This is a genomic window from Shewanella sp. GutDb-MelDb (genome assembly GCF_002836075.1).
GTDB lineage: Bacteria > Pseudomonadota > Gammaproteobacteria > Enterobacterales > Shewanellaceae > Shewanella.
Genome location: NZ_PJBM01000147.1, coordinates 1 through 14,087, shown reverse-complemented (window position 1 = coordinate 14,087; position 14,087 = coordinate 1). Strand labels below are relative to the sequence as shown.

General features: G+C 40.7%; 9 protein-coding genes and 1 pseudogene. 9 read left to right on the top strand and 1 reads right to left on the bottom strand.

Features of this window, described 5'->3' with window-relative positions; genetic code table 11:
* Positions 1 to 502, top strand: a 502-nt coding sequence (locus CXF82_RS22275) for a hypothetical protein (protein WP_102043859.1), incomplete at its 5' end; no start/stop codon positions are given.
* Complete coding sequence (locus tag CXF82_RS06215) at positions 495 to 1,265, top strand: DUF3307 domain-containing protein (RefSeq protein ID WP_102043858.1); 771 nt, start codon at positions 495 to 497, stop codon at positions 1,263 to 1,265. The genes CXF82_RS22275 and CXF82_RS06215, both read left to right, overlap by 8 nt.
* 76 nt (positions 1,266 to 1,341) lie before the next feature.
* Here CXF82_RS06215 and CXF82_RS06210 read toward each other — a convergent pair whose 3' ends face one another.
* Positions 1,342 to 2,226: a hypothetical protein gene (locus CXF82_RS06210; protein ID WP_102043857.1), complete on the bottom strand. Its 885-nt coding sequence runs from the start codon at positions 2,224 to 2,226 to the stop codon at positions 1,342 to 1,344.
* Between the two features lie 209 nt (positions 2,227 to 2,435).
* Between CXF82_RS06210 and CXF82_RS06205 the strand changes: the two genes are divergently transcribed.
* From CXF82_RS06205 to rdrB, 7 genes and pseudogenes are all read left to right on the top strand, one after another.
* Positions 2,436 to 4,022: a type I restriction-modification system subunit M gene (locus tag CXF82_RS06205; protein ID WP_102043856.1), complete on the top strand. Its 1,587-nt coding sequence runs from the start codon at positions 2,436 to 2,438 to the stop codon at positions 4,020 to 4,022.
* The gene (locus CXF82_RS06200) at positions 4,019 to 5,239 is read left to right on the top strand and encodes a restriction endonuclease subunit S (protein WP_102043855.1); all 1,221 of its coding nucleotides are present in this window, start codon (positions 4,019 to 4,021) and stop codon (positions 5,237 to 5,239) included. The genes CXF82_RS06205 and CXF82_RS06200 overlap by 4 nt, the downstream gene beginning before the upstream one ends.
* Positions 5,240 to 5,319: 80 nt before the next feature.
* Positions 5,320 to 7,464: pseudogene (locus CXF82_RS06195) on the top strand (type I restriction endonuclease subunit R); the annotation flags it as partial.
* Complete coding sequence (locus tag CXF82_RS22755; RefSeq protein WP_374702356.1) at positions 7,459 to 8,274, top strand: type I restriction endonuclease subunit R, EcoR124 family; 816 nt, start codon at positions 7,459 to 7,461, stop codon at positions 8,272 to 8,274. The pseudogene CXF82_RS06195 and the gene CXF82_RS22755, both read left to right, overlap by 6 nt.
* The gene (locus CXF82_RS06190) at positions 8,274 to 8,690 is read left to right on the top strand and encodes a hypothetical protein (protein WP_145991662.1); all 417 of its coding nucleotides are present in this window, start codon (positions 8,274 to 8,276) and stop codon (positions 8,688 to 8,690) included. Before CXF82_RS22755 ends, CXF82_RS06190 begins: the two co-directional genes overlap by 1 nt.
* 109 nt (positions 8,691 to 8,799) lie before the next feature.
* Positions 8,800 to 11,316: an antiviral RADAR system adenosine triphosphatase RdrA gene (gene rdrA / locus CXF82_RS06185; protein WP_102043852.1), complete on the top strand. Its 2,517-nt coding sequence runs from the start codon at positions 8,800 to 8,802 to the stop codon at positions 11,314 to 11,316.
* Positions 11,317 to 11,323: 7 nt separating this feature from the next.
* Positions 11,324 to 13,837, top strand: coding sequence for an antiviral RADAR system adenosine deaminase RdrB (rdrB, locus tag CXF82_RS06180; protein WP_102043851.1), 2,514 nt, complete (start codon positions 11,324 to 11,326; stop codon positions 13,835 to 13,837).
* The last annotated feature ends 250 nt before the right edge of the window (positions 13,838 to 14,087 follow it).

The window sequence follows — 14,087 nt, the reverse complement described above, 5'->3', positions numbered from 1 at the left end:
TGACATATATAGAGGGGATTCATTTCAAGTCATCATCCCAAATATAGAAGATGTAGTAAAATCCGCTTTGCTCTTAAGGTTAGCGTTAAAATCAGAAGACAGCTCTTTTGATGCTCGGATGAGCATTGGTATAGGACAAAGTGATAATGTTAGGCGTGATGTTAGAAGCTCTACTGGCGAGGCTTATACATTATCAGGAATAGGTCTTGATAAGCTTAAGCTGAATACATTCGCTATATATACAAATAAACCTGAGTTTCAAAAATCAATTGAACTACTGACTAAATATCTGGATTCAAATATAACAGAGTTAACTCAGGTACAGTCTAGAGCCCTATATGAATACCTTATAGCGAATGATAAATCACATCTATCGGTCGCCAATACGCTAGGTAAATCACGGGTGAATACGACGCAAATCCTAAATAAAGCTAAGTATCAATTGGTTGAGGATTACATTGAAATGTTTAATGAACTGGTAAGCGAGCACTTCAATGGATAATTCGTATTTGTTACTATCGTTACTCATACTTGGACATGTAATTGGAGATTTTTATTTTCAACCGAAGGCTTGGGTTGAATGTCGAAACGCTAAACATTTTCGTTCTAATAAACTGTACTTACATGGCATGGTTCATGGTCTGCTTACACTTGGTATCGTGTGGTTGTTAGAATCTGATTTCTGCTTAGCTCTTAAGTCAGGCATAGGCATTTTGATCATCCATTTCATGATTGACTTAGTTAAATCATACTTGCCAAAAAGTATTACCTATTTCCTTTTTGATCAAGTGCTTCATGGCATTACATTATACATAGCATGGCTATTGATAAGTGGATCAAATATTGTCACTAGTATAGTAAATGTAGCTTCTTTAATTGACTATAAAGTGGTTGTAATTGTCGCAGCATATATAACAGTATGGAAACCAGTTTCAATTTTTATCAGTATGGTATTAGGAAAGTGGTCATTAAGCCCTGCAAGCGCTAGCGATACTAATGATGACAACAGTTTAGAAGCTGCGGGAGATGCTATTGGTAAGATAGAAAGGGCACTTATTCTTACATTTATTTTAACTAATCAATTTGCTGGGATTGGTTTTTTGCTCGCGGCAAAGTCAGTATTTCGATTTGGCGACTTAACTCGAAGCCATGATAAAAAACTGACTGAGTACGTGATGCTTGGAACGTTAACTAGCGTGTCAATAACAATATTTATTGGTTTGATTACTGGCTATATGACAGGTTTATTTCCCGTCGTAAAGTAAGTTTTGGCTAGTGGGTAGATAAAGTCTACTGATTGGCAAGTTAACACTTGTAGCTAGTAAATAAGATGCTTTAAATCTAATAAACCACGCCATAGTGAACAGAAGCGCAGCTAAAGCAGAGCTTAGCTTCGGTATCGAAATCAACGAATGACGCCAGATCCATTCCATCACCTCTGTTACTTATCAGCACTTTGCAATGAAAGCAGGGGGCAGGATACTGCTGTTCATTTTCAAGCTTGAGCTTAAGGCGAGTGACTTCATCATAGGTGGCGCTGAGCGGTAGGGTTGCGATTACACGGTTACAATCCACTGGCTCGTGGGGATGCGGCCAGCTTGTCATCGTTATGTAGAATTTGATTTCGCCAGCTGCAGTGTCTTTAAAAATACCAACATGGCCATCACTACTACGAGAGCTAGAGATACGGTCAACAAGGTTAGTATCAAAAATTTGTTTGTAGGTGGTATCGCAATGCTGGTGGGGCTCCATGCTGCTATCAACATGACAAGCGCCATTACAGCAAAGCTCTGAGGCCACCAGCTGCTGACACTGCTGGCAGATGGTGAAGTGAGGTGAGCGACCTAGTGCAAAGTACAATTGGTGTTGAGTCTTGGCAGACTCTTTGAGGCTTGAGAACACTTGGTTAAAAACAGTTTTAATCTCAGTGTCATGCTCATTATGGATATGAGCTAACAGCTCAACGGCTTCAGTTGTTAGCTTGATGCTATAAAGCACCTGCTTGCTAAGTGGTCTATCAATACTCTCCGTTAACAGTGGTATTTTGGGCTGGTGAAATAGCATCAGAAAAGGCTCAGGATAGGTGCTGTTAGAGAAGCTAGGAATAAAGTGAGTTAGGATAGCGATTTGTTCAGATAGCTTCTCAATCAGCTGTTTATCACCGCTTACAGATATAGCATCTTGCTGTAATAGCGATGATATAGTCGGTATCAATTCAATCTTCATACTGTCTCCGTATAACAACAAGCGGCTGTACTAAGCAGGTTTGTATGTTGAAAACCAATGGATTACTAACACATATAAACTAACTCAAAACCAATGAACACATAATAGTTTTAACTTTTTGATCTGGCGATGATTTAGCGCATGTGTATTGTGTATAATCGAGTCAATTATTGGTGGGATAACACCCTTATACAGATTAAAGAGTCATCATGGTCGAGCAACATCAACAAGAGTTAAAAAAGCAGCTTTGGAATATCGCTAACACCCTACGCGGCAATATGTCAGCTGACGATTTTCGTGACTACATCCTAGGGCTTATTTTCTATAAGTATCTGTCTGACAAACTTAATCGTTATGCCGACGTACTGCTCAAAGAAGACGATATCAAATTTGCTGAGGTTGATGAAAGCACCGCAGACGGCCAAGAGATCCTAGAAGCCGTAAAAGAGGAGACCTTAGATAACTTAGGTTACTTTTTTACGCCCTCTGAGTTATTCCATGTTATTGCAGAGCGTGGCGAATCTGGTAAGTTTATTCTCGATGACGTCACCAAAGTGCTTAACCATATTGAGCAAAGCACCATGGGCGCCGAGAGTGCCGATGACTTTAATGGTTTGTTTGATGACTTAGACCTGACCTCAAACAAGTTAGGTAAAAACCCTGATACTCGTAACAAGCTTATTGCTCAAGTGCTTGTGCATTTAGATAACATCGATTTCCATCTAGAAAATAGTGAAATTGATATCCTCGGTGATGCTTACGAATACCTTATTGGTATGTTTGCCAGTGGTGCAGGTAAAAAGGCGGGTGAGTTTTATACCCCGCAAATGGTGTCTAAGCTGTTAGCTAAGCTGGTGACGCTAGACAATTCCAATCTTAAAAGTGTTTATGACCCTACATGTGGTTCAGGATCGTTATTATTGCGCGTAGCCAAAGAAGCCAATAATCCAGACTTGAAGTTTTATGGTCAAGAACAAAACCCAAGCACCTATAACTTAGCGCGTATGAATATGATTATGCACGATGTGCATTACAACAAGTTTGATATTCAAAATGACGACACCCTAGAAACGCCAATGCACTTTGATGAGCGCTTCGATGCGGTAGTGGCTAACCCGCCATTTTCAGCCGATTGGTCTGCGAGTCCATTGCATCTAAATAATGATCGCTTTGCTGATTACGGCAAACTAGCGCCTAAATCTAAGGCTGATTTCGCCTTCGTGCAGCACATGGTTCATCAGCTTAATGACAATGGCACTATGGCGGTGGTACTGCCCCATGGCGTGTTGTTCCGTGGCGCGGCTGAAGGTCATATTCGTCAGCACTTGATTAAAGAGAAAAACTACCTTGATATGGTCATTGGTTTGCCCGCAAATATCTTCTTTGGCACTTCAATTCCAACCTGTGTACTCGTGCTTAAAAAGCACCGTAAAGCGAATGATCATGTGTTGTTTATTGATGCCAGCCAGCACTTTGAGAAGGGCACCAACAACAACGTTATGACTGATGCCGACTTACAGCGTATTTTGCATGCAGTGAGTAAGCGCGAAAACATGACCGCCGAGGAACTAGACAAGTTTGCCTTTGTGGCTACGCAAAAAGACCTTAGCGACAATGAGTACAATCTTAATATTCCACGTTATGTCGATACCTTTGAAGAGGAAACTGTGGTTGTTCTGGCTGATGTGGCTAAGCAGCTAGTGGCGAATGATAAGGCTATGGTAGATATTGATGGGACGATTGTAAGTTTCTGTAAAGAGCTAGGTATTGACGCACCGTTTGAGGTGAAGTCGTGAATAGGCAATTATCCTCACCTAAACTAAGGTTCCGTGAATTTAAGCAAGGGTATGAATCAAGCCCTATATCATCTCTGGCAAAAGTTTACGATGGTACTCATCAAACCCCTAAGTATGTTAATCAAGGTGTTCCTTTTTATAGCGTAGAGCACGTAACAAGAAATGAATTTACAAAGACGAAGTATATAGCTGAAGAAGTATTTCAAAAAGAGTCCAAAAGGGTGTCTTTAGAACAAGGTGATATTTTAATGTCACGTATTGGTGACGTGGGGACTGTTAAATATATTGATTGGGAAGTTAGAGCTTCGTTCTATGTTAGCTTAGCCTTATTCAAGGGTAAGGGGGGTATCAACGCCTCATATTTAGCACATAACTTGTCAGCCGTTCCTTTTCAAAGAGAACTTTGGAGTAGGATGATCCATGTTGCATTTCCCAAGAAAATAAACCTCGGTGAAATATCCCTCTGCAATGCCAGTTATCCATCTGATAAAAAAGAACAACAAAAAATAGCAGACTTCCTTACCGCTGTTGATCGCAAAATTAGCCAGCTGACGGAAAAGCATCGCCTATTTAAAGAGTACAAAAAAGGCTCAATGCAACAGCTATTTAGCAAAAGAATCCGTTTTAAAGATGACGATGGCAAGGCGTTCATTGATTGGAAGGAATATCCTCTAAAAGATATTTTGATATTGCAATCAGACTCATTGAAGATGAAGGACGATAAGACTTACGAGCTTATTACTGTTAAGCGTCGCTTTGGTGGGGTTGTGAGCCGTGGTAACTATCTAGGCAAAGATGTGCTAGTTAAAAATCAATTTACTATTCATGAGAATGAGTTTGTTATTTCAAAGCGTCAAATTGTACACGGAGCTTGTGGGCTAGTGCCTGCAGAATTGGAAGGTTCAATTGTTTCTAACGAGTACAATGTCTTTCGCCCAAAGCCTGACTTGCTGGATATTGATTATTTCAACCGTTTTACCACCACTCCGTTTATGCGCCGCTCTTTCTTTATTAATAGCGATGGGGTGCATATCGAGAAGTTGCTATTCAAAACCCAAGGTTGGCTCAAAACTAAAGTACAGCTCCCTAGTCTTGAAGAGCAGCTGAAAATTGCTCAGTTTTTACAATCTATCGACAATAAAGCCGATGCGGTCGCTGAACAAGTAGAGCAAACAAAGCTGTTTAAGAAAGGCTTATTACAACAGATGTTTGTTTAGTGGGTGGAGTAAACTTAGCGCCGCTTGATGTTGAATTTAGACAGTATTAGCATTATTAGAACAGGGAACGTTAATTAGTTATGGCTTATCAATCAGAACAACAATTGGAAGATAACCTTATCACTCAGCTGCACACGCAGGGCTTTGAGGTAGTAAGGTTAGCTGATAATGCCGCGCTGGAAGCTAACCTTAAGAAGCAGCTTGAAAAGGTCAATGGCTTGCTGTTGTCTGATACCGAATTCACGCAGGTGTTGGGTAAGCTTGAGAAAGGCAATATTTTTGGTAAGGCTAAAATATTACGCGACCAACTCGATGTGAGCCTAGATAACGGCGATAGTTGTCACTTGAGCCTACTGTTTGATGGAAGGTTTGATGAATCGGACTCAAGTTCACATAAGAAGAACCACTTTCAAGTTGCGCAGCAGATCACTGTTAAAGGCGTTTATACCAATCGTTATGACGTGACCATATTGGTTAATGGCTTGCCTTTGGTACAAATTGAACTGAAGCGACGTGGTCTTGAGCTTAAAGAGGCATTTAATCAAGTTAAGCGTTATCAAAAACATTCCTATCATGCTAATCATGGCTTGTTTAACTATGTGCAGCTGTTTGTCATTTCCAATGGTGTGAACACCCAGTATTTCTCTAATAATAGTGAGATGTCGGCCAAGCAGACCTTTGATTGGACGGACGTTAATAATCATCGCATCAGTAAGCTCGCAGACTTTACCAAAATCTTTTTACAGCCAGCTCATTTAACCAACATGCTGGTTAAGTACATCGTACTTAACGAGACGGGAAAGTGCTTAATGGTACTGCGCCCGTATCAATACTATGCAGTTGAAGCAATCGTAAAACAGGTCAAAGAGGCTGATGAATTGCCATATGACAATGGTTATATTTGGCATACAACAGGCTCAGGTAAAACGCTAACCTCATTTAAAGCAGCGCAAATTATCACTTCATTTAGTAACGTAGATAAAGTGGTGTTTGTGGTTGACCGTAAAGACCTCGATTACCAAACAGCGCTTGAATTTAATGCCTTCTCAAAAGGTTGTGTCGATAGCACTGACAATACTAAGGTGTTGTTCCACCAGCTGCTTGATAAGCCAATACAAGTTAGAAAAGGGCAAAAAGAGAATACCAGCCGTAATACCAAGCTGGTGGTCACCACGCTGCAAAAACTCAATAACGTAGTCACTAAGAAGCGGTATTTAGAGGAAATGGCAGCATTAGAAGATAAGCGTGTAGTGTTTATTTTTGATGAATGTCACCGTAGCCAGTTTGGTGATACCCACCAAAATATCACCCAGTTTTTTAATGGTGCTCAGTTATTTGGTTTTACGGGGACGCCGATATTTGCAGATAATGCGATTGCTAAGAAGTCAGTTAAAAAAGTCACTAAAGATCTGTTTGGTGAGTGTTTGCATACCTATGTGATAGTCGATGCGATACGTGATAATAACGTGCTGAAGTTCGCCATTGAATATGTGGGCAGTTATAAATACAAAGATGGTTCCAATAACAACTTGGATATCGAAGTTGAAGACATTGACACTAAAGAGCTTTTAAGCTCGCCAGCACGATTAGATATGATCACCGATTACATCATTGATAACCACAATCGTAAGACCCATAGCCGTGATTACAATGCGATATTTTGTGTATCGGGTGTACCTGAACTGATCAAGTATTACGAATTGTTCGCTAAGAAAAAGGCTGAGGGTAAACATAACCTAAAAATCGCCACCATCTTTAGCTATGAGGCCAATGAAGAGGAAGAGTACGAATTAGGCGGCAGTGAAGCCAATGAAGTGCGTGAAGCCAATGAAGTGCGTGAAGCCTCGGCTAAATACCTCAATGAAGGGCAAGCTACTAGACTGCATAGTCGTGACAAGCTAGAAAGCTTTATGGGTGATTACAATAAAATGTTTGGTAGTAGCTATACCACCAAAGATAGCAAACTGTTTTATGACTATTACAAGAATATTGCCAAGCGAGTAAAAGCGAAAGAAGTTGATATCTTGCTGGTGGTTAATATGTTTTTAACAGGGTTTGACGCGCCTAAGCTGAATACCTTGTATGTTGATAAAAACCTCAAGCAACATGGCTTGATTCAGGCTTTCTCGCGCACTAACCGCCTGTTAGACGAGACTAAGTCACACGGCAATATCGTTTGCTTTAGAAACCTTAAAAAAGCCGCTGATGAAGCGTTTACGCTGTTTTCTAATAAACAGCCAAAGGAAGATATAGAAACCCCTTCTTATGACGAGCTGATAGCTGACTTTGACAAGGCTCATGACGCGCTTATGGTGATTACGCCAACCGTTGATGATGTTGATAACTTGCCTGACGAAGATGCGCAAAAGCTGTTTGTATTGCAATTTAGAAAGCTGATGCAGCTTAAAAACATGTTGAGTAACTTTGCTGATTTCGACATGGACGAAACAGCTATGGATGAGCAGACCTTTCAAGACTTCACCAGTAAGTACGCCGACCTAAGTCGTCAGATCCGTGAAAGCTCAATTAAAGAAAAGGTGTCGGTACTTGATGACGTCGATTTTGAATTAGAGCTATTGCATCGCGATGAAGTTAATGTCGCTTATATCCTGCATTTGTTACGTGAGCTGCACGGCGAAGATAGTGATGAAGCTAAAGAGAATAAGCGCCAAGTTATCGCCAATCTAGTTGCATCAGACCCTACCTTAATGAGTAAGAAAGACCTCATTGAAAGGTTCATGAATGAACACCTTGATGGTATCCCCGCGAATGCTGATTTTGAAAATGAATTTGAGTTTTTCTGGGAAAAAGAAAAACGCCTAGCGCTAGAGGCATTAGCTGAAGAGCAAAAGCTTAATCATGAGCGTTTAGAAAAGCTGGTGGCGCGTTACGAGTTGAGCGATGAGATGCCACTACGTGAAGATTTTGCCGAAGCGTTAGAAATCAAGCCAACCATATTGCAGCGCAAGCGGGTGTTACCCGTGATCACCGACAAGTTTAAAAGCTTCGTTGATACGTTTATGTCAGGGTTTTAATGATGAAAGTTCAATTTTCTAATGTAGCAGAGCTATTTCAAGCCATCTTAGCTGATGAGATTACCTTTGAGGATGATGAGAGCGCTAGAAGTTGCATCAATTCAATTGCTGAGAAGTGCGCTGTTGATGCTGAAGTCACTTTACAATCGTTATGGGGTAGCTGTGAAGCTGAAGACATTGCAGCTGTCTTATATGAAAAGTTTTTCTATGATGGCTATGACATTGATTGGTTTGACCTATTGCGTTTCGATTTTGATATTGATGATATCTCGGTAACCCTAATGCATGAAGGCACGCTATCCATGCACTACTCGCTTGAGGAACTCACTAGTTTTGTCGAAGGCAGGATTGCATCTTGGTCTAATAATGCCGAAAGGTTCTGTTTAAGGACGCTGCAAAGTAATGAAAAGCATTAAATGAACTTAAGATATTCAACGGTTATCGTTACTGAAAACATCAATGAATAGTTTATAAAAATAAAAAATACTAGTAATAACTAGGCATATGAATTTATTAGGGACAGATATGATCGCAGAAAAAGAGCAAAATCGAATCATTTTAGATTTGGATAATAGTCATTTCGGTGAAGAGTATGACTCTAAGTCTATGTGGCAGCATGAAGCCGCTAAGCGTTTAGTTAGTAATCTGCTGGCAACAGGTGCGCAGGCCAGAGCTTATAGGCAAGCCCGAGATAATAATAGCGAGCTGGTGCCACAAGCTGTCCATGATGCAATCTTTGTTAGTGGGCAGCGTGGGGCGGGTAAAACCGAGTTTTTGCGTAACGCAGACAAGATATGGAGAAACTCGGAAGCTAAGAAAGAGCTTGGGTTGCACTTTCTTGATGTTATCGATCCAACCTTGCTGATCGATCATGATAATTTTACTAATGTTATTGTTGCTCACCTATACAACGCTGTAGAACCAATTGTCAGCAATCCAAGCTGCAAGCATCATAGCCATAGGGATAGCCTTTTTAACAAGCTTAGGCTTCTTGCTGATGCCCTCGGTCAAGGGGCGGATTTTGCCGACCGTATAGGTCTCGATAGAATCATCAAATACCGTTCAGGTATACAGCTAGAGAGGTTTTTTCATGACTTTGCCGAGGAATGTGCTCATATTCTCGGTTCTGACGCTATCGTACTACCGATTGATGATGTTGATATGGCCTTAGAACGTTCATATGAAGTACTTGATGTGGTGCGTAGAGTATTAGGGTGTCCGTTCATTATTCCATTGGTAAGCGGGCATGAGACGCTTTACCAGCATATGGTAACTCGACAATTTCAGAAAGGTGTTGATGACGATGTTATGCCTAAAGAGCTTAGTGCGGCATATTTAACTAAAGTGTTGCCTAATCAATACCGCGTCAATTTAGCATCAGCAAGGGAGTTAATGAGTGCTCTTTCGATCAAGCAAGACAACATAGTGGCTGAGTATGGTAAGTATTTTCGCTCTCTTAAAACACAAGTGTTTGGGCTTTGTAATGGTGATGAAAAAAGCAATGACTTTCCAGAGCCTGAAAGCGCTCGAGAGATAGTTCAACTTGTAGATACAATTAAGCCAAATGAAGTACAAGTCGAACCAGAAGTTACTCAATTTGAATCTTTAAAAAATTGGGCCCATTCTAAGAAACATGGGGCTTGCTTTGTGAATTCAGAATCAACCTTGACCCTACTTAGAAATAAAAATGAGGTGCCGTTACGTTTAACTCAGTTGCTAGCTTTTAACCCGAAGCTTCAAATGAACGTAAATGTTGACTGGGCGAGTAAGGATTTTTATTCTGAGCAGCTAGTGGCATTGGGTTTGTTAAAGATACCAAGTGATAAAACTAATACAGAAATATTAGAAGGCGTAATCTCTGGAAAGGTCATGCGTAGCATGCCACCCTTGGAACTGCACACAAATAGGATGACTATATCAGCCCCAAATATCAGAAGTGAGCGGAGTGAAAATACAGAGTTGTATAATCTTTATACTTTTTATAACTACTATGGCATTACTCGCAGCCGTATTCATAAGGTGTTCTTTAGTCGAGCTTTTGAAGTTTTAGTGATGAGTCTACTATGGCGACCGGATACAACAGATAATGAATTAGTCCAATTGGCTTGGAATGAGGTGTTACCTGATATTTTCAATGAAGCGCCTTTTTATTGTGTGCATGCCATGAATCCGAGCAAGTACACAGGTGAAGAGATAGGTGGTAGTGAGGATACTGATACACCGCAAGAGCTCGATGCAGAAACAGATCAAAATAGTGGTAAATTCGCTATTACTTTCAGTGAGTCAATTGCTACATGGCAACAGACCTATGCGGAGCAAATTAGAGCTTTTAAACTGAGTAGTGCTCTGCCTTTAATCAGTGCTGTATTCAACAAAACCTTCACTCAGTTAAATATCTTGCGTGCTAACCACGGAAAATTAGATGACGAGCACTTGTCCGATTCTGTGATCCGATTTCGGTATATTCTGATAAATAGTTTCGCAAGTTTTCTAAGTACAACTCAGGTCGCTAAATCTAATATCACAATCGGTGCAACTGTAGATACGATTCGAGAACATCAAGAATTCAGGAAGCGTGAACATGTGTTTACTCGTAACCTTGAAGGTTTAGTAGATATAAAAACAATGAAAAGTCGAAGTGGCGAAGATGGTTTTTTTGGTCATAAAATTGGTGCAGATTTAATAGAAATGATTTGGCATCATCCAATATTTAACTGTATCCAAACCGATGGTGATATTGTTAATCCTAAGGCTCCTTTTACCCCAACTGGAAGTACGGATAAGCAGAGAACAGCTTCTAATTCGAAATCAAAAAGGCAAACTCTAAGAAAAGCATCACTAGATGCAACTCGCAAACTAGTTGAGTCTTTATCTGGAGTGGGAGTTCAGGATGTCATACAGCAAATTGAAGTGGGTGACGTAGTTGAATACATTGATGCTGTTAAAGACAGTGTGGTCAAAGAAATGAATGATAGGTCGCTTATGTTTAATGATTTAAGGCCTCGTTACCAGCAATTGTATTTAGCACTCAACCTAGGTTAAACAGCTGATGTTAACAATTGATATTCACTGGCTCGTCCCTTGTGTTCTTGTAGGCTCAGACCGCTTTATTGCTGATAATCAGGGGCTAACTTATGTTGATGAGGGGCTAATCAAACTTGCTATCCGAGATTATCAACACTACTTGGCAGCGCCCCTGCGTAATGAAGATATTGCGTATGCTATCAATGAGTGGCGAGATGCTGATGGCAACCTATGTGTTATTCATATCCTAAAAAAAATCGAGCAGTACTTTCTCATCTGGCATGGTGATAGGTTTGAGGTTAACCCTGAAAGTTTAGATGAGTGGTTGGCACTGATTGCAATGTTAGACCCTGCTTGGGTGTTAGGTCTGGCATATGCACAATTGATGCAAGATGGCGTAATTGGTGTCGAGCAGCTTACAACAATATTTCAAACACAGTGTCCATCAGCGTTGCCTAAACGCTTTGACGGCTTGGATATTGCGGATAATCATGTACATTTAGGTGGGCACGGTCATAACTCTTTATCATTACTCGACTTTTGCCTTTACCTAACCAAAAATCCAAATATTTCGGCCGACAATTGGCCTTACAGGTCTGAATACTCCTTATTTAACAGCGGTCAGCTTGATGTCACCTTGTTGCCTATCGCTACTAATCTGAGCTTTAGTCTACTATTTGATGAGCTATATAACCTGAAGGGGGGCTGCTTGTTTCCGCCTTGGAATGAATTAGAAATGGCCCAGTTTTCTGTGCAAAATCTAGTGACATTAGAGGTAACTTCAAGAGGTAAAGTGACTCAGCAACTAATTCGAGCTAGCCACTTAAGCAATGTCCCTTCTTCTATTCGTTGGACGCTATTAACTACTGCAATGATGCATGCTCAGTTAGGGCAGAAAGAGCTTAGCCAAGAGAAAGTTAATCAGTTTGTTCGCTTAAGCAATATCCTAAGAAACTACATGATTGTGTCAGGTGTGGGACTTGGGCAATTTGTTGAGTATTTTGGCTTTAAACTTAGAAAACCGCAGTCAGGCTGCTTAAGCTACCAAGAGCATGGGTTAATGCATGATTTAGGGGCACATGTGTCAAGGGAGTTTAGGGGGGCGTCTAATCTTGTCCTTAAAGAACATAAGAAGTCATGGATACTTAAACCCAAAAAATTAGCAGGGTTCGCTCAGCAACTTTTAGCAAACAAACTAGAATCACAATGTCATTTTGTTATTCACTTTACTCGAGATTTTAGCAAAACGGCCGCCAAAGGCGACTACTTGCTGACTCACTACCGTGAAGACTTGCTAACTCAGCTTAGAAAAATTCAGGACTTCTACTCTTCGCTTACCTATCAGTGCTATCAGTTGAATGATAACGATAAGCTAGCTTCCGTTCAGACCGAGGCTGATCTTAGGGCTTTAGTGCGGGGCTTTGATGTGGCTGGCAATGAAAATGAGCTACCAATTGAGGTGTTTGCCCCTACACTGAGGGTGCTTAGATCGAGTAAGCAGCAAGCTCAGTCTATATATGAAAAAAGGTTACGCAGACCCTTCCTAACCGTTCACTCGGGTGAAGATTATAGCCATATATTGTCAGGTCTCCGAGCTATCGATGAAGCGGTAATCTTTTGTGGCTTTGAGTCTGGTGATCGTTTAGGGCATGCTTTAGCGCTTGGAGTAGACGTTTCTGTTTGGGCAAAAAGGCAACAGCGTATCTACCTGTCGCCCGAAGCGCATCTAGATAACTTGGTCTGGTGTTACCAGAAGGGCGTCAGTATCTCGATGCATAACCCAATTTTTAACGGTGTACTCTCTGTGTTAGCGCAGAAAATATCGAGATTGGTTAGGCATATTTACGGGAATGTGCAGCACTATTCAACAGAAGACTTATATAAGGCGTGGGAGCTTAGAAGAAATTGCCCGCTAATGGTTGATAGGTATTGCACAAGTACATCAGAAGAGGTTGTTTTATGGGCGCCTGATACTGACTTTATTCATAAGTGTTCCAACAGTAAGCCCGTTATACTGTGGCGCCAGCGCATGAAAAGTGATTCCTCGAATGAAAAGGCTAAAGTTATTAGCATTAGCTGCTCAGCTACTAATCTACATCATGATAGCGATGACATATTCCATGACTTTATATCGCCGCAAGAGATAGAGTTGATTGAGGCTATCCAAGATTGGCAGATTGAACAGTACAGCAAAAAACAGATAATCATCGAAGCTTGTCCTACTTCAAACGTGTTTATTAGCCGAATTAACTGTTATTCCGAGCATCCAATTTATCGCTGGTGTCCACCAACGTCAAAGTGGTTAGAAGCTGGTGGGAAGTTTAATAAATTTGGTATCAGAACTGGTGCAATAAAAGTATGTGTGAATACTGATGATGCGGGCTTAATGCCCACCAGTATAGAAAACGAACATCGGGTGTTACAACACACGGCTATTAAGCACTTCAATATAAGCGATTTTGAAGCTCATGATTGGATTGTGAAAATCCGAGAGGCTGGCGTATCTGTATTTCGTACTAATCATATTGATTGGTCATAAATTTTTTTGATTACTCTGTGTCGCTGTGACAGTTCTTTTTATGGAGTTGAATAAGCAGCTTCTCCATATTGGTAGTTCACTAAGCTTGCTTAGATTACTGCAATTACCACCGTCGTAACATCAAAACTGTAACTCTGTGTAATTGAATTTCATCATGATGATTAGTATCTGTCTCTTCTCTATATCTGACTCTTCCGCAGAAGCATGTCGTGTAGAGTTTTTTTGTACACGTATCATTATAATAACCAAC